At 68.4% G+C, this 22,337-nt stretch carries 14 protein-coding genes and 5 pseudogenes; 11 read left to right on the top strand and 8 right to left on the bottom strand.

Translation table 11 applies throughout. The features are described 5' to 3' along the window. Positions 1-4: 4 nt before the first annotated feature. Positions 5-1,306, bottom strand: a complete 1,302-nt coding sequence (locus tag ACFWVP_RS29045; protein WP_384500931.1) for an ABC transporter substrate-binding protein — start codon at positions 1,304-1,306, stop codon at positions 5-7. Between the two features lie 142 nt (positions 1,307-1,448). Continuing rightward, a complete protein-coding gene (locus tag ACFWVP_RS29040) occupies positions 1,449-2,483 on the bottom strand; it encodes a LacI family DNA-binding transcriptional regulator (RefSeq protein WP_384500930.1) in 1,035 nt (344 codons plus the stop codon). A gap of 262 nt (positions 2,484-2,745) precedes the next feature. Between ACFWVP_RS29040 and ACFWVP_RS29035 the strand changes: the two genes are divergently transcribed. Next, positions 2,746-5,679 carry a GH32 C-terminal domain-containing protein gene (locus ACFWVP_RS29035; RefSeq protein WP_384500929.1) on the top strand — a complete coding sequence of 978 codons (2,934 nt, stop codon included), beginning with the start codon at positions 2,746-2,748 and terminating at the stop codon, positions 5,677-5,679. A 195-nt stretch (positions 5,680-5,874) separates the two neighbouring features. After that, positions 5,875-8,667 carry a GH32 C-terminal domain-containing protein gene (locus tag ACFWVP_RS29030; RefSeq protein ID WP_384500928.1) on the top strand — a complete coding sequence of 931 codons (2,793 nt, stop codon included), beginning with the start codon at positions 5,875-5,877 and terminating at the stop codon, positions 8,665-8,667. Positions 8,668-9,058: 391 nt separating this feature from the next. Here the strand turns inward: ACFWVP_RS29030 and ACFWVP_RS29025 are convergent. After that, positions 9,059-9,748, bottom strand: a pseudogene (locus tag ACFWVP_RS29025) (transposase); the annotation flags it as partial. An 846-nt stretch (positions 9,749-10,594) separates the two neighbouring features. Here ACFWVP_RS29025 and ACFWVP_RS29020 point away from each other — a divergent pair. Then, entirely contained in the window at positions 10,595-10,747 is a 153-nt protein-coding gene (locus ACFWVP_RS29020; RefSeq protein WP_384500927.1) for a hypothetical protein, read from the top strand. Positions 10,748-10,918: 171 nt separating this feature from the next. On the opposite strand, the gene ACFWVP_RS29015 is transcribed toward ACFWVP_RS29020, so the two are convergent. Beyond that, positions 10,919-11,773 (bottom strand): alpha/beta hydrolase, encoded by an 855-nt coding sequence (locus ACFWVP_RS29015; RefSeq protein ID WP_384500926.1) that lies wholly within the window; start codon positions 11,771-11,773, stop codon positions 10,919-10,921. A 318-nt stretch (positions 11,774-12,091) separates the two neighbouring features. On the opposite strand from ACFWVP_RS29015, the gene ACFWVP_RS29010 reads away from it, so the two are divergent. Then, complete coding sequence (locus ACFWVP_RS29010) at positions 12,092-12,697, top strand: TetR/AcrR family transcriptional regulator (protein ID WP_384500966.1); 606 nt, start codon at positions 12,092-12,094, stop codon at positions 12,695-12,697. Positions 12,698-12,911: 214 nt separating this feature from the next. Here ACFWVP_RS29010 and ACFWVP_RS29005 read toward each other — a convergent pair. The 4 genes and pseudogenes from ACFWVP_RS29005 to ACFWVP_RS28990 form a co-directional block, all read right to left on the bottom strand. After that, a pseudogene (locus ACFWVP_RS29005) lies at positions 12,912-13,154 on the bottom strand (transposase); the annotation flags it as partial. Between the two features lie 368 nt (positions 13,155-13,522). Beyond that, positions 13,523-14,413 carry a MerR family transcriptional regulator gene (locus ACFWVP_RS29000; protein ID WP_384500925.1) on the bottom strand — a complete coding sequence of 297 codons (891 nt, stop codon included), beginning with the start codon at positions 14,411-14,413 and terminating at the stop codon, positions 13,523-13,525. Between the two features lie 311 nt (positions 14,414-14,724). Next, positions 14,725-14,901: pseudogene (locus tag ACFWVP_RS28995) on the bottom strand (transposase); the annotation flags it as partial. Continuing rightward, a pseudogene (locus ACFWVP_RS28990) lies at positions 14,902-15,720 on the bottom strand (transposase); the annotation flags it as partial. On the opposite strand from ACFWVP_RS28990, the pseudogene ACFWVP_RS28985 reads away from it, so the two are divergent. From ACFWVP_RS28985 to ACFWVP_RS28955, 7 genes and pseudogenes are all read left to right on the top strand, one after another. Beyond that, positions 15,721-16,019 (top strand): annotated as a pseudogene (locus tag ACFWVP_RS28985) (DinB family protein); the annotation flags it as partial. 788 nt (positions 16,020-16,807) lie between these two features. Then, complete coding sequence (locus tag ACFWVP_RS28980) at positions 16,808-17,713, top strand: NADP-dependent oxidoreductase (protein WP_384500924.1); 906 nt, start codon at positions 16,808-16,810, stop codon at positions 17,711-17,713. 83 nt (positions 17,714-17,796) lie between these two features. Next, positions 17,797-18,858 (top strand): alkene reductase, encoded by a 1,062-nt coding sequence (locus ACFWVP_RS28975; RefSeq protein ID WP_384500923.1) that lies wholly within the window; start codon positions 17,797-17,799, stop codon positions 18,856-18,858. Positions 18,859-18,869: 11 nt separating this feature from the next. Beyond that, positions 18,870-19,349: a MarR family winged helix-turn-helix transcriptional regulator gene (locus ACFWVP_RS28970; RefSeq protein ID WP_384500922.1), complete on the top strand. Its 480-nt coding sequence runs from the start codon at positions 18,870-18,872 to the stop codon at positions 19,347-19,349. A gap of 210 nt (positions 19,350-19,559) precedes the next feature. Then, a complete protein-coding gene (locus ACFWVP_RS28965) occupies positions 19,560-20,480 on the top strand; it encodes an SDR family oxidoreductase (protein WP_384500921.1) in 921 nt (306 codons plus the stop codon). A 373-nt stretch (positions 20,481-20,853) separates the two neighbouring features. Beyond that, a complete protein-coding gene (locus tag ACFWVP_RS28960) occupies positions 20,854-21,834 on the top strand; it encodes an alcohol dehydrogenase catalytic domain-containing protein (protein ID WP_384500965.1) in 981 nt (326 codons plus the stop codon). Between the two features lie 70 nt (positions 21,835-21,904). Next, positions 21,905-22,336 (top strand): YybH family protein, encoded by a 432-nt coding sequence (locus ACFWVP_RS28955; protein ID WP_384500920.1) that lies wholly within the window; start codon positions 21,905-21,907, stop codon positions 22,334-22,336. Position 22,337 lies beyond the last annotated feature (1 nt).

Below are 22,337 nucleotides of genomic sequence, written 5' to 3'. Positions count from 1 at the left end.
CAGGTCAGTTGGAGTAGTAGTTGTTCGTCTTCAGGTTGCTGTCGATGTCCTTCGCGGCCTGGCCCAGAGCCTTCTGCGGGTCGGCGCCGGCCAGGATGTCCTTGGCCGCCTTCTCGAACTCGGTGGAGATGTAGGGGTAGGCCGGGGTGGCGGGACGCACCGTCGCGTACTCGCGCGCGAACTCGACGAGCACGTCGAACTTGCCGCCCCGCTGGTAATCGGCGATCTGCTCGGCGGCGGCCTCGGTGGCCGGGATGGTGCTGGTGGCCTTGGCGTAGTCGGTGAAGTACTTCGTTTGGCGGGAGAACTTCAGCCACTCCTGAGCCCCGGCCTTGTTGGAGCAGGTGGAGCTCATCGCCCACTGCCAGGAGGCGCCGCCGATCTTGGGCCCTTCACCGAAGTCGACCGGCGGGATGATCGCCACGTCGTCGCCGAGCTTCTCGGCGTTCTTGGCCGCGTTCCAGCTGCCGTCCCACTGGATGGCGCTCTTGCCGGCGAGGAAGTCCTTGTTGGGGTCGGCTCCGGACTTCTTCGCCATGTAGTCCTTGGCGACCAGGGACTGGAACCAGGTGGCCCAGTCAACGGCGGCCTTGCTGTCGAGGGTGCCCGAGGCGCTCTTGTAGTCGCTGCGGTCGACCAGGTCCCCGCCGAAGCTCTGCAGCTGCGGGGAGTAGCCGTAGGGCCACCACTCGCCGGAGCCGCCGGTGCCCATCTCCAGCGGGTACTCGAACTTGCCGCTCTTCTTCAGCTTGGCCAGTGCGGTGTCGAACTCGGCCTTCGTCCAGGGCTTGTCCATGGTGGCAACACGGATTCCGTGCTCCTCCAGTACGGACTTGCGGGCGAAGAAGGCCAGCGAGACGTCGTAGAACCCGAACGCGTAGAGCTTGTCGTCGTACCGCCCGACGGTGCTGGCCAGCTGGCTGAGCACGGGCACTTCGCTGCCGGTGACGTCGATCGGGTCCAGGTAACCGCCCCATGCCCAGTTCGCCACGTTGGGGCCGTCGACGTCGAGGAGGCAGGGCAGCTTCCGGGCGGAGGCGGCCGCCACGACCGAGTTGTTGTAGTCGCTCTGCGGGAACGCCTGCAGCTTGACCTTGTACTTGTCCTGGGACCCGTTGAAGTCCTTGATGATCTTCTTGACGACGTCGAGTTCCACCGAGTTGCCGGCGTTGTGCGTCCACAGGGTCAGCGTGTCGCCGCTGGCACCAGACGTGCTCCCGCCTCCTGAGGTGCATCCGGCGACCAGCGCGGTCGCCGCCGTGAGGGCTACACTCGCAGTAGCGAGGCGTCGTGTTCTGAACAGCATGAGGTTCCTCCATCTCACTGAGGCGGGTCTTGCAGGACCCGCTCTCGGCGACCGGTTGCGACGGTCGCTGTTCTTGGTGGTCGTCCCGTCACCTGCCCGATCATCGGTGCGGGTGGCGGGACGACTGTCTTGGGTGCCGGTGTCAGCCGCTGGCGGGTGCGGCGAGCGATGCACGGCTCTGCAGGGGCATGGGCACGCGGTGCACGACGGCTTCGAGCGGGCCGGGGCGGAGGATCAGTTCCATCGCGAGGTGCCCGAGCCGGTAGTGCGGCAGTCGCAGCGTGGTGAGCGCCGGCCGCAGCACGGAGGCGATGTCCTGGTCGTCGAACGAGATGACCGATACATCGCCGGGCACGGACAGACCTGCCTCACCGAGCGCCTGGTAGGCGCCGAAGGACACCCGATCGGCCAGACACACCAGGGCGCGGGGCCGGCGGCCCGCCGCCAGCAGGGCGGACACCTCACGGTGGCCGTCGAGCGTGTCCCAGTCGCACTCGACGACGCCCTCCAGGCGTGCTCCGCCCTCCCGGAGGACCTCTTCCAGGCCCCGCATGCGCTCGTTGCCGGCGACGATTCCCTCGGGGGTGGCGGGAACGGCCTGGTGGCCGCCGACTGCCCAGATCCCCTCTGTGTGACCGGCCGCGAGCAGAGCACGGGCCGCGTCCCGTCCGGCCTCGAACTCGTCGGGGACGACGGAGGGCGCGTCGAAGCCTGGGGCAAGGCAGTTCAGCAGGACCACCCGGCGTCCGAACAGTTCCTTGGGCGGGGTCACGTACCGGGTGAACATGGACGCGTAGACCACCGCGTCGACCTGACGGTCCAGCAGGGCATGGACGAGCGACGACTCGGCGGCGCGATCGCCGCCCGCCTCGGTGATGAACACCAGGTGGTCCTTCTCCCGGGCGGCTTCCATGGCGCCGCGGATTACATCGCCAGCGAACGGCGTCGTGGTGATCCGGTCGGAGACGAATCCGATCGTCTGCGTGGACTTCGTGCGCAGGCTGCGCGCCGTGACGTTCGGGCGGTATCCCAGCTCCCGGGCGGCATCCAGAACGCGCTCGCGCGAGGCTTCGGAGATACGCATGTCGGTCCGGCCGGACAGGGCGAACGACGCGGTCGTCGGCGAGACGCCCGCCTTGCGGGCGACGTCGGCCATGGTCACGCGACGCTCGGACATCAGAGGATCAGCCCCGTTCGGCTAAATCGGATTAGCAAGATGTGACGAGATTGCTCCACCCGTCATGCACTGTCAACACCCCGGACATCTCGCCTGCATAACGATGAGCTTTTGTGTCGTTTTCGCCACCTATGGGGGTCACGAGGTCGAAATCTGTGTGCGTTAGCTCTTGCTTTAGCGGCGACGCCACGCGAACCATGCCGACCCATCACCTAAAACGGTTTGGCAGGTCGTCAGACTGTCGCGCACTTCAGGAGCTTGCATGAGGAGAAGAACAGCCCTCAGCGTCGTGTCCGCCGCTGTTGGCGGCACCGTCCTACCGCTCTCGATCGCTCCCGCCCACGCCGCTGCCACCGGACGGACCGCCCTGCGAAGCCCCGTCGCGCGCTGGGACTTCGACGAGCGCACCGGTTCCGTCGCCCGCGAGGCCGTATCCGGCTGCGCGAACCCCGTCGGCTACGTCTTCAACGACGCCCGCTACAAGCCCGACAGCGATCCTGTCCGCCGCCGCGGCGTACAGGGCCGGGCACTGTACTTCGACGGCTACTCCACCGCCGTCACCGCGGAAGGACCCGGCGAGCTCGACTTCGCCAGAGGCATGACCATCGACGTGTGGATCGCCCCCTACGCCTACGAGCACGGCATCGACGGCAAGCCCCAGGCCCTGGTCAACCAGCACGACCCGGATGCCAGGACCGGGTTTCTGCTCGGCCTGCGCCGCTTCGGCCAGATCGTCTTCCAGTTCGGATTCGGAACCCATCTGGTCGAGGTCAAGGGGGCCCCGGACCAGCCCGCCGCCAGGAACAGATGGACCCATGTCGCGGCCACCTACGACCCCTCGGCCCATCAACTGCGCCTCTACCGCGATGGACGGCTGATCGGAACGGAAACCACGCCCGGCCAGGCCCCCGTGCAGGCTTCCGGGGTGCCCCTCCTCATCGGGAAGCACAACCGCCCCACCCTGCTCAACGGCGAGTTCCACGCCAACATGTACATGGGCCTGATGGACAGCCTCGCCATTCGCCCGGGCACCCTGGACGACGCGACAGCACACCGGGAGCACGCCGCGAGAATTGCCGCGCTGCCGGGCCGCCGCGTGCCCCGCCCGGATCTGGCCCCCGACCGGGCCCGCTTCGACGGCGACCGGCACCGCCCCCAGTTCCACATGCTGCCGCCCTGGCACTGGATGAACGAGCCGCACGCGCCCGTCTATTTCAAGGGCAAGTACCACATCTTCTACCAGCATGATCCGCTCGGTCCCTTCTGGGGCCAGATCCACTGGGGCCACGCGGTCAGCACCGACATGGTGCACTGGCGCGACCTCCCGATCGCCCTCGCCCCGGCAGCGGCCTCGGCCGGCCCGGACGGCTGCTGGTCGGGCTCCGCCTACGTCGACGGCGACCGGGGACCGGTGCTCTTTTTCACCGGCGGCGACGACCGGCTTCCCTACCGCCAGCGCACCGGACTCGCCGTGTCCACCTACCAGGCCGACCGCGATACCGACCTGCTCACCTGGACGATGAAGCCCGAGCCGGTCACCGAAGCCCCGGCAGCCCTTCCGGCCGGCCCCGGAACCGCGTGGGCGGAGAACTTCCGTGACCCCTTCGTCTGGGAAGAGGACGGCACCTGGTACCAGTTGGTCGGCAGCGGCATCGTCGACTACGACGGCACTCAGGTCACCCACAAGCACGGCGGAACCGCGCTCATCTACACCGCCCGCAGGCCCGAAGGGCCGTGGACGTACCAGGGCCCACTGCACCACAACGACCTCGCCGCACTGCCGGAACCCGGAGAGGTATGGGAACTGCCCGTACTCCTCCCGCTCCCCGACCCCCGGGGCCGGCGCACCGGCAAGCACATCCTGCTGATCTGTCCGTGGTGGGAAGGCTTCAACCCGAACGCCGTCAAGCACACCTACTACTGGATCGGCACCTTCGACAAGCGGCGGCACCGCTTCGTTCCCGACCACGAAAAGCCCCGCGAGTTCGACTTCGGCGAGCACTTCACCGGCCCGTCCGGCTTCGTCACCCCCGACCGCAGATCCGTGATCTTCAGCATCACCCAGGACCGCCGCACCGAACAGCAGCACGCCCAGTCCGGATGGGCACACAACGCCGGCATGCCGGTGAGCCTCTCCCTGCGCAGGGACAACACCCTGGGCGTCGAACCGATCGACGAGGCAGCCACCCTCCGCGGCAAGAAGCTCGCCCACATCCGGCACGCCTCGCTCAAGGACGCCAACCGGCGCCTGACCGGTGTCTCCGGCGACCTACTGGACATCAGCGCCGTTATCGACCCGCGCGGCGCGCGGACGATCACTCTGGCGGTCCGCGCCTGCGCCGACAGCACCGAAGAAACCCTGCTGTCCTACGACACCGCCACCCAACGCTTCCAGATCGACCGCAGCCGCTCCAGCCTCGACCCGGATGTACGCAAGGGTATTCACGGCGGAAGCGTGAAACTGGACGGCGGGCAGCTCAGGCTGAGGGTCCTGCTCGACCGCTCGATGATCGAGGCATACGTCAACGGCAGCAACAGTCTCACCAGCCGCCTCTACCCCACCCGCCGGGACGCCACCGGCATGCGCCTGACCAGTGACGGCGGATCTGCGCACGTGGTGTCCCTGGACGTCTGGCGCATGAACGGCGCCTACGACAGATCCGTCGCCCCCGCTGCTTACGACCCGCCGCGTCCCACGGACGTCGACGTCCTGCCCAACCACGACTTCGCCACCGGCGACCTCACCGGATGGACCGTCGTCTCGGGCACGACCTTCAGCGACGCCAACGTGACCACACGCCCCGACTGGGGCTGGGGCGGCCCCTTCTACCAGGCCGAGACCGACGATGACCCGACCGGTCACCACCTGTGGGGCTTCAACCCCGACGCGGGCGGAGACGACGCCACCGGCGTCCTGCGCTCGGCCACCGTGGTCCTCGGCGGAGACGGCGTGATCGACCTGCTCGTCTCCGGCGGAGACAACCCCGACCAGCTCTACGCGGCCGTCGTCCGCGCCGGCGACGGCAAGGTTCTGGCCAAGGCCACCGGCCGCGGCGCCGAACAGTACCGCCGGGTCGTCTTCGACCTCGCCGCCCACATCGGCGACCGGATCTACATCGAGATCGTCGACCGCGCCTCGGGCGGCTGGGGCCACATCAACGTCGACGACGTCAACGTGCCCGTCAAGCGCCCCTGAGAAGCCCCCATACGACGCTGCCCCGGCGAACCGCACGACCACCAGGGGCAGCGTTCCGTCCACCCGCACACCACAACCCCCACACCGGAGGTCCGCATGCGAACGCGCTCCCCAGCGCAACATATACCAGCAACCAGGCGTACTCTGCTGCGCCTGCTGCTCGCGCTCACCATATGCCTCGGCCTGACATCACCCATGATGGCCAAGACCGCCAGCGCGAGTGAGACCACCCTGTCCAACCCCGGCTTCGAGACCGGCAACCTCAGCGGCTGGACCACAACCGGCACCGCCTTCAACGGCGCGGTCACCGACGACCCGGGATGGGGGTGGGGATGCTGCTTCAACCAGGCAGGCACCCACCACCTCTGGGGATTCGCCGGCGGAGGCGACGCAGCCATCGGCACCATTACCTCCGAGCCGTTCACCGTGAACGGCACCGGCATGGTCAGCGCCCTGATCTCCGGCGGCCGTAACGAAGCCCAGCTCTACGTCGCCCTGACCACCCTGGACGGCACTGTCCTCCACAAAGCCACAGGCACCGACGACGAGGCATACCGCCGCGTCACCTGGGACGCCCGCGCCCACCTCGGCCAACAACTGCGCATCACCGCGGTCGACCGGGCCACCGGCGGCTGGGGCCACATCAACCTCGACGACGTCCGGGTCGGCATCGACAAAGCACCCAACCCCGCCCAGGAAGGTCTGGCCGCCCACTGGGACTTCTCCGAGGGCCAGGGCACCACGACCATCGAGAAGATCAGCCAGGCCGCCGACCCCATCAGCTACGTCTTCAACGACGCGGTGGACAAGCCGGACAGCGCCCCTCTGTGGCGCACCGAACGCGAAGAGGAAGGCGTCCTCTCCGGCGCCCTCCTGTTCGACGGCTACTCCACCTGGGTCACACGCGCCGCAGCCCAGACGCAAATCCCCACCGACGGCATGACCGTCGAAGGATGGGTCGCCCCGCGCGCCTTCGAATGGGGCGACGAGGGCAAGCCCTCCGCCATCGTCAACCAGCAGGACAGGGGCGCCAAGCGCGGCTTCTCCCTCGGCGTCGGGCGCCACGGAGTGTGGGAGTTCGGCGTCGGCACCGGAGACACCTGGTACGAGACGAAGGTGCCCAAATCCGCAGCCCTGGAAGCCGGGAAGTGGGCCCACCTCGCCGCCGTGTTCGCACCGGGTGATGGTGCCATCAGGCTGTACCTGAACGGTACGCAGGTCGCACAGACCACCATTCCCACCAACGCACGCCTGGCCGAGGCCGACATCCCCCTGATCATCGGACGCCACAACCAGCCCGCGATCATCAACGGCACCTTCGCCGTGAACATGTTCAACGGCCTGATCGACGAAGTGAAGGTCCACACCAACCCGCTTACCCCCGCAGCCGTCACAGCGAGCCACGACAAGGATCTGCAGACGTTCAGCGGCGGCAGCATCCCCAAAGCCCGCATGGCCATGGACCGCGCACGCTACGAAGGCGACCGCTACCGCCCCGGCTACCACTTCACCGCCCCCAACCACTGGATGAACGAACCCCACGCCCCCATCCAGGTCAACGGCAAATACCACCTCTTCTACCAGCACAACTCCCACGGCCCCTACTGGCACAACATCGGCTGGGGGCACGCGGTCAGCGAGGACCTGGTCCACTGGAAGGACCTGCCCGACGCCCTCGTCCCCACTGCCGACAGCGTGGCCCCCGACGGCGTCTGGTCCGGCGACTCGACCCTGGACGAGAACGGGGTGCCCGTCCTGCTGTTCACGGCCGGGAACGACGCCCAGCGCCCCAACCAGGCGACCGGACTCGCCCGGCCCGTCGACCCCAGCGACCCCGACCTGGTCGAGTGGAAGATGCACCCCACCCTGGTCACCAGCCAGACCGCCGACCTCAACGTCGGCGCGGGACGCAAGGTCCGCTACGGCGACTTCCGTGACCCGTTCGTCTGGAAGGAGGGCGACACCTGGTTCCAGCTGATGGGCTCGGGCGTCCAGAACACCCTGGGCACCGACATCGGCGGCACCGCTCTCCTCTACACCTCCAAGAACCTCACCGACTGGACCTACTCGGGCCCTCTGATGGTCGGCGACGTGGCAACCCATCCCAAGACCGGCCAGGTCTGGGAGCTCCCCACCTTCCTGCCCATCGGCAAGGACGCACAGGGCCGCCAGCGCCGGGCTCTGCTGATCAACCCGGCCTTCCCCGCCGGCCCCGGCGAGTACAGCAGCAAGTTCGTCTACTACTGGGTCGGCACTTGGGACGCTGGCGCTCGACGGTGGACACCCGACACGGCCGAGCCCAAACTGATGGACTACGGCGACCACTTCACCGGCCCCAGCGGAACCGTCGACGACAAGGGACGCTCCCTCGTCTTCAGCATCGCCCAGGACCGGCGCACCGAACGCGCCCACCACGACGCCGGCTGGGCCCACAACGCCGGCCTCCCCATCGAACTGAACATGCGCCCCGACGGAGACCTCGGCTTCCGACCCGTGGAGGAGGTCGCCCGCCTCCACACCGGCGAACCGCTCCTCAACATCACCGCACCGACCTCCGTCAACGACGCCAACGCACGCCTGGCCTCCGTCAAGGGCAACATGCTCCACATCAAGCTGACCATGGAACGAGGCACCGCCGACACCTTCGGCCTCGATGTGCTCCGAAGCCCCGGAGACGAAGAACGAACCCGCCTGTTCTACGACGCCCCCGCAGGACAGCTGGGCGTCGACCGCACACGATCCGGGAACAACTCCAGCGCCGAGCCCAACTTCGGCATCCACAAAGGGCCGCTCACGCTCTCAGGCGGCAACCTCACCCTCGACGTGTTTCTCGACCGCTCGATGATCGAGGCATACGCAAACTCCCACAAGTCCATCACCACCCGGGCCTACCCCTTCCGGCAGGACTCCCTCGGCCTGCGACTGTTCGGTGACGGCAGCGTCATCAAGTCCATGACCGTCTGGAAGATGGGCAACATGACCGACTGACCCGACCACACGTACAGAGGGCACGGCCTTACTCCGCTGCCGTGCCCTCAGCCTCCTCGGCCCACAGCCCTGCCGCTGTGGGCCGAGCGTGTTTCCCGAGGTATCGGCATCCAACTGAAGCGCCTGCCTCACCAACCGGCCGTTGGCTTGCCCGGCGGCGCGCCTCTCGCCATTGCGACGCAACGCTTTGTCGAGAACGCCCGGGGGCGTCGTGCACGACACACTCTGCAAGAGGAGACGAGGCCGCCCGTGCGGACGTCGTACATCAGTGTGGGACCACAGCGGTCCCACCAGAGGGAGGGGCTAATCGGAGGTAGTAGGCAGGCCGCCAGCCCAGGGACTGTACGAAGAACGGCCCTGTCCCGTAGTCGGTGGTGACACCAGGTAGCCGTCACGGTAGGAGGATGCGGTGGCTGAGGAGGTCGAATCCGGCGCGTCCGTGCATCTGTCTCATGATCCTCTTGGTGCGGGCGTTGACGCCTTCGGTGCGGCGTGTGGTGGGGCAAGGTGATGCCGGCGTCGACGGCGGCCCGGTCGATCTCGAGGCCGTTGGTGAGACTGCGCAGGTGAGACAGGTCGACGGCGCGGGCGGTGGCGATCCACTCGGTGAGTTTGTCGTTGTTGCCCTCGGCTGGCTTCAGCAGGGCGGCGAAGCCGCGTACGAGAACGGCGAGTGCGGTCATCTCCGGGCAGGCCGCGGTGATCTCTCCCAACAGGCTCGTTTCCTTCGGGCGCAGATTTTCGGGGGCGGTGAGCGGGAGGCGGCTGGCGTGGCGCGGGGTGGTGATGGGGCGCCCTGGTTGAGGTAGCGGACCAGCAGGTTGGCGCTGCCGGTGTAGCCCAGCTCTCGGATCTCGCGCAGCAGGTGGGTGACGGGCACGGCGGGGTCGGTCCGGCGGCGTTCGCGGAGGTGGTCGCGGTAGGGGCCGACGAGGGTGGGCCGATAGGTGGGGGCGATGCGCAGGGCCTGGGATTCGAGCATCCGGGCGTAGCGTTTGACGGTGTTCACGGCCAGGCCCAGCCGGCGGGAGCAGTCGAGCAGGCCGACGCCCCGGCCGAGGAGCGGCTGGTGACAGCGTTCTTACTAGCACCCCGAGTACGCGGGCTGGACGGCCGCCGCCCGGGTCGCTCGGCACATCGGGCCGCAGCAGCTGTCGCGTCAAAATCCAAGCGCCGAGGGAGAGTTGATGCCGGAGGGCAGGGGAGACGCCGGTGCGGCCGCCGCAGTGGCGGGCGTCGACCCTCCCGTGGGGAAGCCGGGAGGGTCGGCAGGGCCCCGCCTCTGCCGAAGCAGGGCGGGGCCGTTGCGGGATCCCGGTCTCAGGGGTGGTCCGGGTGCACGCGCGATCAGCATTGGACCAGAACCAGCCAACCGACAGAGGCATTGCCGGAAACAGTTACGTTGCGGGCAGATGCCACATGGGCGACGCCCCCACCGAGTGGCGGACCCGACCCCCGGCCGGCGCAGCCGCAGCTCACGTGGAGTCGACTCCGGACGAGCGAGGCTTCGAAACGTTCCTGCGGTGAATGCCCTAATCCGTGCGGGTGACCAAGGGCTGTTCGGTACGCGGGATGCGGAGCGACCGGAGAACGCCGTCGTGATGATGAAGAACCTCCTGCGCGGTTCCGGCGCGCTCTCCCTCGCTCTCGTTCCCTCCTCGCTCCCGCACCGGCCCAGGCCGCACATGCAGCCCCGGGGTCGCGGGCGGCGGAAGGGACCACGCTCGCCGACGCCATCGGCCTGGTCAAAGTCGACACCGAGGATCGCACCGGATACGTCCGCACCGCCTTCCGCCACTGAGGCACCGACCGGAGTCGTCCATACGCTGGTCCTTGTTCCGGGGAGGACAGGACCGCTATGCCTCTGCGGCCAAGCCGCTTCCTCAGGGTGCGGTTCTCGGCGTAGAGGATCGCCGTCACGGTGGCGATGGCGGAGGTAGAGCCTGCGGCCGAGGTGTTCACGGGCGAGGAAGCCGATCTCGGTCAGCAGCCGGTCGGCTCCGCGGAGGTGGCGGTCGAGGAGGACGAAGGTGCGTCCGCCGTCGGTGGACCCGATGAACACATCGCCACGGCGGCGTGACCTGCACCTGTGCTCTCACCGAGCGCTACGGACCGAGCTCCGAGCGTGATGGCTACTGGCTCCCGGCTCCGACTGACCCCGGGCCCGTACAAGGGCTCGGGGGTCTCGCTCGAAGCCTGTCGGAGGAGGCAGCGCGCCTCCTGGCTCATGACGACGGCGGTGAGCAGGAAGCTATTGGGCGCGGCAGGTTCTGAGGTAGCTGAGGAACGATGCCTGCAGCCCGGTCACGTGGGTTTCGTGCATGAGTGCGCTGGTGACGGATCCGCCGCGTGCGGTGAGGTGGTGGAGGAACGTGGCCGCGTTCTTCGCGAGGTTCTGGTAGACCGCAATGTCTCCGAGGATCTCCCGGTCGTTGAAGGTCACGTGAAGCTTGGTATCAGGCAAGGTGTCGCCCCTTGCTTGAAGAAGGGCGAAGACCTGACTGTCCGCGTTGACGATGCCGGGACTGCCCGCGCCGATGCTCTCGAAGAAGGTGCTCTTGGTGAGCCAGGCGTAGAGGCTGAAGAGTCCGCCGTAGGAGTAGCCGAAGAGGCCGTGCCCGCTCGGGGCGGTGCCATAGTCGCGTTCGATCCGCGGGTGCAGGTCGTCGGTGAGGAAGTCCAGGAACATGTCCCCGCGGCTGTCGCTCAGTTCAGCCAGGTAGGCGTCGGCTTGTTCGCGTGTCATCGTGCCTGTTTCGATCCCCATCTCCACCGCATCGATGTACTCCTTCGCGATGGGTTCGCCGGGGGGAACGAGGTCGCGGTTGCGCAGGCTTTCCCACTGCTCCGCTTCCTCGCCCGCGTAGCCCACGCTGACCTGGACGTAGGGCTGGATCGACTGCATCGGGTCGAGTTGCGTGACGATGAGTGGGGCGGTCATGCCCACGGTCCAGTTGCCGTCGAGGACGTACACGACAGGCGCTTGCGCCGCGACAGGGTCGTAGTTCGGTGGCGTGGTGACCCAGATGCCGTAGTCGTGCCCACCGCTGGAGCGCATCTCGAAGTAGTCGGTGTGGGCGAGGCAGCCCTGCCACATGGTGCTCATCTGAGATCCTTCACGATGGGGCCGGCCCGGATGACGAGGACGGCGTTGGCGGGGGCGAGAGCGGTTTCGGGTGTTCGGGGAGGTTGCCGTTCCGCAGAACGGGGCCCGCCGACGTGCCGCGCTGGAAGCACAGGGCTGGGGCACGCGGCCGCTCCCGACGGTGACGTCGAGGTTGCTGTGACGCGCCCCGATCCATCGACGGATGCCACGCGACTGCCTGAGCAGGCCCCATGATCGATCCTCCGCCGTTGCGAGCTGACCGCGACCATGTGCGGAGCAGCACCGGACCGCCTATCATTCTTTTCCAATGGAAAAACTATAGGAGTGATTCTGTCAACTTCAGAACCCAAGGGCAGCGCGCCGCGCGAGCGGCTCCTGGCCCGGCTTCTCGATGCCTTCGGCGGGGCCCTTCCCCCGCCGGAGATGTCGCTCCGTGGGATCGCCGCCCGGACCGAGACCAGCCACGCCCTGCTGCGCTACCACTTCGGGTCGCTCCCGGGCACCCTGGCCGCCATGCTCACGGCGCAGCGGTCCCGTGACAACGAGACGCTTCTGCAGGCAGCCCAGCAAAGCACCTTCGATGATTTCGTCGCGGCGATCTGGCGTACGTATACCCGGAAGGAACAACTGTCGCGTGTCCGGGGCTTCTTCCACGTCGTCGGACTGGCCGCGTACGAACCCGAAGAATTCCGTGAGTTCGTGGAGTCGATCGGCGACCTCACCACGATGCTGTCCTCTCTCGCGGAACGCGAAGGGCTCGACACGAAGGAAGCGAGGAACGTGGCCGCCGTCACCGTTGCCGCGATACGCGGCCTCCTTCTGCAGGAAGTCCTGACTCCCGGAACCCGTCCGGAGGATGCAGTCACCTTGATCCTGCGTATGAAAAGGGGCCGGCCCGATCCACGATCACATCCGGAGCGCTAAGCAGGCGCGCCGATCCGGAACAGCGCGAAGATCACTTCGAAAACTCGGCGGCCCTTGCCGCCGCCGACGGCCACCTGCCTCCACATGCCCCCGGGATCACGCCCGACAGCCATGACATCGGCACGTGGAGGCGGCGGCACAAGGCCGTTGCCATCGCATCACCGCGCCGAACAGATGAAGATGGCGGCGAGGTGGAGCCCGCCAGACGGGGCCCACCTATTCTCGACCGGATGGCGAAGCGGCGGTGCACGGTCGACTTCGACGCCCCGAAGCACGGCGGTATGGCCCGCCAGGCGCATCCGCTGACCAGGACGTCGATGATCGCCGCGAAGACCGCCTCATCATCGATGTTCGCGACCTCGCCACCTTGCGGTCGCACCCGCGCCGGCGGCAGCAACGGCCTAGCTATCTCCCATAATCCGTCCGGAACGATCCATCCCCACCGTCCACTCCCCATGACCAGTACAAATGCCAACTGACCATGTAGGACACGGTCTTAGACGTCATCTCAATTGGATCGCCGGTCTGTCGGTAGTGGTGGCGATCGTGGTGCGGCTGGTGCCGGATGCGTTGGGGGAACTGTTCCAGCGGGTGGTGCCCGAGGTGCGTTCGCGACCACAGGGCGGTGGTCGGCGTCGATATGGCGATTGGGAGGTGCTGGCTTTGCAACCGCAGACGTGTGTCAGCGGCCAGCTCGGAATCCCCACGTACGGCCCGTTGTGATGTCACTCTTGGTTACGTCCCGGGCTCGACGTCTGACCCGACCGGTCACATGCGGATGGACGTGACCGGTTGTCGGGCCACGTCAGTGCCAGGCACGGGCGATCAACTGTCCGCGGAGTGGGCGTCGGTAAGGGCCTCGCCGAAGAGTCGTCCGGCGAGTTCCACGCAGCGCATCCGGGCAGGAGAGAAGTCGTAGGGCATCTTGGTGATCGCTGCGGCGGCACTCATCTCTGTGCCCTCCTCCCCTTTCAGGTCGGCGTCGTAGATCTCGAAGATCTTCTCCTCGACCGCGTCGAGACCAGCTGCCTCGATGGCCTGATTCAGGGCCATTTGGTGAGCGCATCGCTGTACGGCGAGCTCTTCGACGCGCGGGTCGTCGGGTTCGACGCCGTCGTCGAGAGCGGCCTCGGCCGCCTCAAGACGGTCCTCCTCGGCCCGCAGGTCGGGGTGGGTGGCCAGCACGATAAACGTACTGGCCTGGATGGCGGCGCCCAGCGGCCCGAAGATCCGTTCCGTGACCAGCAGGGTGTCCAGATCGGAGGGGCGCAACGCTCCCGGGGGCAGGTGGCTGAGCCGGTCCGTGACCAGTTCGGAGAGCAGCCCCAGCGGACTGCCCACCGCCTGCAGGCGCTGGACAGCCGCGCGCCGACGTTTGATGGCGGCCTCCTGCGCCGCCAAGGTTTCCTCCAGCCTGCTCAGGACCGACTCGATATCCGGGGCGTGGTCCAGGGCTTCGTCTCCAGCTTCGCCCCGGGCTTCGCCGAAGGCGGCCCGCATGTCGTCCAGGCTGATACCGGCATCAGCCATCTTGCGGATCCACAGCAGGCGGGTCATGTCGGCATAGCCGTAGCGGCGCCGGCCGTCCCCACCGCGCTCGGGTTCCGGCAGCAGACCGATCTCGTGGTAGTGGCGGATGGCGCGTGGAGTGATCCCGGCGAACGCAGCGGCATCACCGATCTTGACCTGCCGGGGAGGCGTGAGGGAGGGGCACATCGCAGCCAGAGCCTTTCGTGCGTGATGCCCCGACCCCACCACATGCCGCTACGGCATGTGCAACAACCCCATCCAGGTGCCACCGGAGCCAGGCCCTGGCTGCCGCCGGGACCGATCAAGAACGACGAACCATCCGGCAACGCACAGTGACCACCGGTGGCCAGGTCGCTCCCCACCAAGTGGCCGCCGCTGGGGTATTCCCACGGTTCTGATCCACTTCTTGTGGTTCGGTAACGGCGAGTGACGGTGCTCAGTCCGCGAGGAGGACCTGGCGTCGCAGGAGGTCGAATCCAGCCCGGCCGTATCCGTCCCTATTTGGTGAGTCTGCGGTAGCAGATGAGGGTGCAGGCGATGCTGGTGAAGGCCAGGAAGTGGTCGGCTTTGCGTTCGTAGCGGCGGTGCAGGCGTCGGCATCCGGCGAGCCAGGACATGGTGCGTTCGATGGTCCAACGGTGGCGGCCGAGCCGTTGCGAAGTCTCGATGCCTCGGTCGCCGGCCTCTTTCCGGCGGTCGTAGTGAGCTCTGGCGCCGGGTGAGGCGGTCAGTGCGGCGAAAGCCCAGACGTAGCCGACGTCGGCCAGGTGCTGGTTCTTGACCCGGCGGGCCATGACCGCCACGCTCTTGCCGGACGCCCGGGTGACCGGTGCGGCCCCGGCGAAGGCTTTGAGGCCCTTGGCGTCGGCGAAACGGGATCGTTCGTCGCCGATCTCGGCGAGCACCCGGGCGCCGGTGAGTGACCCGAGCCCTGGAAAACTGGTGATGATCTGTGCGTCCGGGTGCTTGTCAAATGACTCAACCGCCGCTGCAGCGAGGTCGTCCGCGCTGGTGCAGGCAATCTCCAGTTTCCGCACCAGCGTGACGGTCTGGCGGCTCATCGCCTCCTCCACCAACGGCAGTTGACGCATATGAGGGCGTCGGAAGAACTCGCGCAGCCGCTCGGCCTCCGCGTCGATGCTGCGCTGACGGCCGGCCTTCTTCAGCAGCGCCCGTAACTGGGTGCGGGTGAGCTTGGCGGCCTGCCCCGGAGTGGGGGCGGCAGTCAGAATGACCAGGGCCGCGGGGGCGCACAGCCCCTCGCGAGTGCTGAAGGCTTCCAAGGCTGCGGGGAAGTACTCGTGCAGGTGGGAGCGGAGTTTGTTGCTGGCCTGGGTGCGGTCCCGGACGGCGTCCTGCTGGGCGCGGGCCAGGACTCCAATGGCTTGGGCCAGTTCGGAATCACGCGGCAACTGCCGATGGGCCGAGGCGTCGGTCCGCAACACGTTGGCCAGGACCATGGCGTCCAGGTAATCAGATTTGCGGCGGGCGACCTGGGCTGTCGGGTCGGATGGCCACTTCGGCGGCCAGGACCTCGAGTCCCAGGCATTCGCCTACGCGGGGACCGCTGGCGAGGCGCTAAACAGCTCGATGAGATGTTGGGAGATGGAACGCGGGGGTCCACGAGCTCTCGGAAGCTGACCTGGACAATCCGCCCACGGTGGGTCCTGAGCGGTTTCCCATGGAGAACAGGGTCCTGCACGTCAACAGGGAGCTGATCCATCACGGCGCCGAGATTTCCCTGCTGCGCGACCTCTACCGCTGGCAGGACGGAGCCGTACCGGGCCGAATACAGGCCCTCCCGTACGGCCATGGCTCGGCGGTGGCCGACAGCGGCGGAGGCGAAGGCGGTGACAGCTCCAGCTCCCGGTCGCGCCGGTGGTCGTCCTGGCCTCGCTGCGGGTGGTGCGGGTGGTGCGGTGCTGGAGCACCCCGGCGGCGACGGCACCGAGCAGCGTGCCGAGGACGGCGATGACGGTGCTCAGCATGAGCCCTCCCCGGCGGTGGCGGACGGCTGCTTGACCACGGTGTCGCGCCGGTTGTCCCAGCGGGTGCAGTGTGGCCGTCGACGAACTGCGCGGCGCCGGCCGCAAGGTGGACGCCGAGGCCCTGGCGGCATCTCCCCGGACCGCAGGCACAGATGATCCCGGAGCCGGGCTGTAGCAGCCGTCATCCTCGGCTCCGCGTTCCCATACGGGCGGCCCCGGGGACACAGACCGGCGGCCGTCACAGCGCCCTGTGGCCAGTAGCCACAGGAGACAACGGGGCCTCTAACACGGTACCTCGCCACCGCATCGCCACTGGGTGCCCCGGTCCGTGTAGGCGTTGGCGCGGGGAGACCACGCGTGGCCGGCCCACTCCTGCCCGCCGGCACCGTGAACACGATCTGCGGTACGGCCGCACCTGGCGGTGGCCGCGTACGTTTACGTGGTCGGCCACGCGAGTGGTCGGCGCCCCCCGAAGCGAGCCGAGGTGGCTACCCTCGCTGCCGCGTCACGAATACTTGGCTAGCCACATGATTGCTGTTACCTTAATTATGTGGCCAGCCACGTTTTGGCGGTCGAAGTGAATGGAGTCATCGTGAAGGCAATCGTTTTCGACCAGTTCGGCGGCCCGGACGTGCTGCACGAGGCGGACATCGAGGTCCCGCAGCCCGGTCCCGGCCAGGTCCGGGTCCGTGTGAAGGCCGCCGGGCTGAATGCGCTGGACGGCAAGATTCGCGCCGGGATGCTGGAGGCCGTCCGCCCGACGGTCTTCCCCGCCGTCCCCGGTGGTGAGCTGGTCGGTGTGGTGGACGCCGTGGGCGAGGGCGTGAGCGACGTGCAGGTCGGCGATGAGGTGCTGGGCTGGTCGGACACCGGCTCGTACGCCCAGTACGCGCTGGCCACCACCGTGGCCCCCAAGCCCGCCGGCCTCGACTGGCAGCACGCGGTCGCGCTGCCAGTGGCCGGCGAGACGGCCGAGCGGGTCCTGAACCTGCTGGGGGTCGCCGCCGGGGAGACCGTGCTGATGCACGGCGCGTCCGGAGCGGTGGGAACCCTCGCGGTCCAGCTCGCCACGGCCCGCGGAGCACGCGTGATTGCCACCGCGGGCCCCTCCAACCAGGACTACCTCACCTTGCTCGGCGCCACCGCGACCGTGTACGGCGAGGACCTGGTCGAGCGGGTGCGGGCGCTGGCCCCCGACGGCGTGGACGCTGTGTTCGACCTGGCCGGGAAGGGCGCCCTGGAGGACTCCATCACGTTGCGGGGCGGCACCGAGCGCATCGTCACCATCGCCGACTTCGGTGCACGGCAGCTGGGCATCACCTTCTCCCAGGGGTCCCAGGAACGCTCGACCGCCCGCTTGGCCGCCCTGGCCCAGGACGCCGCTGCCGGCAAGCTCGTCACCACCGTCACCGCCTACCCGCTCGACCAGGCGGCCACGGCCCAGCAGGTCAGCGACGCCGGGCACGTGCGGGGCAAGCTTGTCCTGACCGTCGACTGAGCACCCCCGCCACCACCTGCCCACGACCACCCGCTGCCTTTTCGGTGACCGGCCGGTCACCGCCCTATCGAAGGACCCCCCTCATGCTGGATTCCCTGTGGACGCCGACCACTCTTGGCGGCATATCTCTGCCGCACCGCCTGGTCATGGCCCCCATGACCCGTGACCGTTCCACACCTGAAGGCGTACCGACCGAGCTGAACGCCGAGTACTACGCCCAGCGGGCCTCGCACGCGCTGATCATCACCGAGGGAACCCAGCCCTCCGCCGACGGCCAGGGCTACCTCCTGACCCCCGGCATCCACAACGACGAGCAGATCGCAGGGTGGCGCAAGGTCACCGACGCCGTGCACGCGGCCGACGGCCGGTTGGCCATCCAGCTGATGCACACCGGACGCATCGCCCACCCCGACAACACCCCCCACGGGCACCAGCCGGTCGCCCCTTCGGCGATCCGCCCCCAAGGCGAGATGTTCACCGCGTCCGGGCCCCAAGAGATGCCGACCCCCCGTGCCCTGTCGACGCAGGAAGTCGCGGCGACCGTCGAGGACTTCCGCCGCGCCGCAGCGGCCGCCGTCGCGGCAGGCGCCGACGGCGTGGAGATCCACGGCGCCAACGGCTACCTGGTGCACCAGTTCCTGTCCGACAACACCAATCAGCGCACCGATGGCTACGGCGGCTCGATCGAGGGCCGTATCCGCTTCGCCGTCGAGGTCGCCGCCGCGGTGGCCGACGAGATCGGCCCGGAGCGTGCCGGTATCCGTATCTCCCCCGCGAACCCCTTCAACGACATCGCCGAGTCCGACACCGCTGAGCTGTATCCGGCGCTCCTGGAAGCCCTGCGCCCCCTCGGCCTGGCCTACCTCCACGTGATGCACGCCGGCGACGAGGCCCTCCTCGACGTCCTGCGCGCGCAGTGGCCGACCACACTGATCCTCAACCGGGGCGGCACCGACCTGCCCACCCGCGCGAAGGACATCGACAACGGCACGGCCGACCTCGTCTCCGTTGGCGCCCTCGCGCTCGCCAACCCTGACCTGGTCGAGCGCCTCCGCACCGGCGCGGAGCTCAACACCCCCGACCCGGCCACCTTCTACGGCGGCGGAGCGGCCGGCTACACCGACTACCCCACCCACACCGGCTGAGGAATCGCACCATGCCCACCCCCGAACCCCGCACCCCCACGACGGCCGGCGCAGGACCGATGAGCTACGCGATCTTCCAACTCGCCCGCGCCCACCGCGCCTACGCCGCCACCCTGCTGCGCGAAATGGACCTGTATCCCGGACAGGAACTGCTGCTGATGCACCTTCTCGACCGGGACGGCCAGACCCAGTCCGAGCTGCTCGAATGCCTCGGAGTGGACCACTCCACCATCTCCAAGGCGCTACGCCGCATGCAGGACGCCGGCCTGGTCATCCGCGAGCCGGCCGCACATGACCGGCGCGTCATGGTGGTCCACCTCACCGACAAGGGCCGGGCCATGCGCGAACCCATAGCCGCCCTGTGGCAGGCCCTGGAGGAGACCTCCGCCCGGAATCTGTCGGAGCAGCAGGCGGAGTCCTTCGTCGAGACCGCGTACGCCATCACCGAGGCGATCAGCAGCCGCGCGCTGCCGGAAGAAGAGTCCGCGTGACTGTCCGGTGTGCACCCCCCGCCCGCCTACGCCACACCACACATTGAGGGGCACGCGGGCTGTTCCGGCGCCATCGGACGAGGCACGTTTCGGCGGCGAGGCGCTCTGCGGATCCGCCCCCGCGGCCCGCCGCCATGATCCCCATGACATGCAGGCGCGCCTTACGCCTGCAGCCACCGCCCGTCAGCCTGATGGAAAGTGAGACTTCCCATGCCTGCCACCGACCCCACCACCCTCCCGGTCCTCGTCGTCGGGGCGACCGGCTCCCTGGGGAGCAAGGTCGTCGACGAACTCCTGGCGCGTGGCAAGAACGTCCGCGCCCTGGTGAGGCCGACCAGCAACGCCGGCCGGCTCGAAAGCCGTGGCGTTCAGATCGCCCGCGGCGACATGCTCGACGTCGACTCGCTCGTGGCCGCCATGAACGGAGCCGACGCCGTCATCACCACCGCCGCCGGCTACACCCGCGGCGGCAAGAACGCCAACGACGTCGACACCATCGGCAACGCCAACCTCGCCGAGGCCGCCCACCGCTCCGGCATCCGGCGGTTCGTCCTGACCAGCATCCTTACCAGCGACCAGACGCCCGATGTCCCGCACTTCTGGCACAAGAAGCTCGCTGAGGACAAGCTCGAACAGCTCGGCGTCCCGTTCGTCGCCCTGCGCCCGGGAGCCTTCCTCGACCAGGTCGCGAGCATGGCCGGCGACCCGGTCGACAAGGGCCGCATGATGTGGTTCGGCAAGGCCACCGTCCCGCTGACCTTCGTCCACACCACCGATCTTGCGGCGTACCTGGCGGCCGCGGTCGACGCCGAGGCCGAGGCCGGTGAGCGGATCGACATCGGCTGGGACCGTCCGGTCAGCATGCGGGAGGTGGCCGACGTGATGGGCCGCCGGGCCGGAAAGAAGATCAAGGTGTGGGCCGTTCCGACCGCCGTCGCCCGCGCCGCAGGAGCCGTCACCGGCCGCTTCATGCCCTTGATCAAGGACATGGCCGCGATGTTCCGCTGGTTCGGGACCGGACGCTACGTCGCCGACCCCCGCCGCCAGGAGCAGCTGTTCGGGCCCGTCCCCACGGCCGAGGACGCCCTCGCCCGGTACACCGACGAGCTGCGCACCGCACAGCACCCCTGACAGGACCGCGTCCCCTCCTCGCCCCCGCGGCGGCCCGACCAGGACGCCTCGGGCCTATTCCTTCGGGCCGGACCACCCGTATCGGTTCCGGCCGAGCTGAGTGGCTGACGGGCGGGATCTCAGGGCTTCTCCGTCCTGGATGGGGGACACCAGGTGAAGCGCCGCGAACGTGGGGCTTCACCAGATGTCCCCTATCGACAACCAGATGTCCGCACCTGACTGAGCGATTCGCCGGATTTCGGCAGAGGATCGGTAGGTACCGCGGCGAGAACTTCGCCGCGGGCCGGAGCGGGCCCCCCGCAGGGCCGTACTCGACAGGTAAGGAGCCGGCATGGACAGGCACGCAGCATCCGCGGGCGCCACCTCTGTGACGATGCGCGCGGTCGTCGTCACTCAGCCCGGCGGCCTGGATGCCCTCGAGGTCACCACAGTGCCGATGCCCGAGCCGCGGCCCGGATGGGTGCGCATCAAGGTGAAGGCGTTCGGCGTCAACGAGTCCGAGGTCACCACCCGAGCGGGCGAGTCGGACCCTGAGGTCACCTACCCGCGGATCCCGGGCATCGAGGGCGTCGGTGTGGTCGACCAGGCCGACGAGGGCAGCGGGCTGCGCCCGGGCCAGCAGGTGGCGACCATGATGGGCGGCATGGGCCGGTCCTTCGACGGCTCGTACGCGCAGTATGTGACCGTCCCTGCGGGGCAGGTCATCCCGTTCGAGACCGATCTGCCGTGGGAGGTGGTCGGTGCGCTGCCGGAGATGTTCCAGACCGCCTACGGCTCCCTCGCCACGGGCCTCGGTCTGCAGGCGGGGCAGACGCTGCTGATCCGCGGCGGCACCTCCACGGTCGGGCTGAGCGCGGCCACGATCGCGAAGGACCTCGGCGCCACCGTGCTGTCCACCACCCGCAGCCCCAGGAGGGCCGGGGAACTGCGGGACGCGGGTGTCGACCATCCTCTGGTCGACAACGGCACCATCGCCGGCCAGGTGCGCGAGCTGATGCCAGACGGCGTCGACGCCGCACTGGAACTGGTGGGCGGCTCAACCCTCGCCGACACCTTCCGCACCGTCCGCCGCCACGGCACCGTCTGCTTCACCGGAGCCCTGGCGGGCCAGTGGACGATCCCCGACTTCAGCCCGTTCATGATCCCCAGCGGGGTGCGGCTGACCGCCTACGCGGGCGAGGCCACAGACCTGCCCGCCGAGGTGTTCCAGCGGCAACTGCAGGCCATCGCCGCCGGGCGGCTCACGGTCTCGGTCGCGAAGGTATACCACGGCCTGGAGCAGGTGCGCGCCGCCCAGGCCGACGTCGAGACCGGCACGACACCGGGCAAGCACGTCGTGCTGCTCGACGACTGAAGAGACACACACCATTCCGCGCCGGTCAGGTCAGAGCCGGTCGGCCGCGGCATGCGCGAAAGGAAGCGCCATGGGCGTCAACAAGGAAGAAGTCAGTAAGACCATCATCGAGCTGGAGAAGTCCTTCAACGAGCGGTGGAGCGTCGGCGACAACCGCGGCTACCTCGACGCGTTCGCCGACGAGGTCAGCTATTTCGACCCGATCCTCAAGAACATAGTGGTCGGCCGGGACAAGGTCATCGCATGGATCGACTCCATCTACTCCAACCCGCACATCGTTCGCAGCGAGTACCTCGACCCGCAGGTTCACATAAGCGACGAAGGTGACTTCGCTGTCCTGGCATACAACCTGAACACCTACGTCCTCGACGAGAACGGCAAGGAGAAGCAGTTGCGCGCCTGGAACGCCACACACGGGTACCGCCTCATGGACAACCAGTGGCGCATCGTGCACTCCAACTGGGCCTTCTCCGAGACCGTGACGGAGAAATTCGCTTCCTGAC

It is taken from the genome of Streptomyces sp. NPDC058637 (assembly GCF_042717325.1).
Classification (GTDB): domain Bacteria; phylum Actinomycetota; class Actinomycetes; order Streptomycetales; family Streptomycetaceae; genus Streptomyces.
Note: the sequence above shows the minus strand (reverse complement) of the source record. Positions and strands in the feature narration are given on the sequence as shown.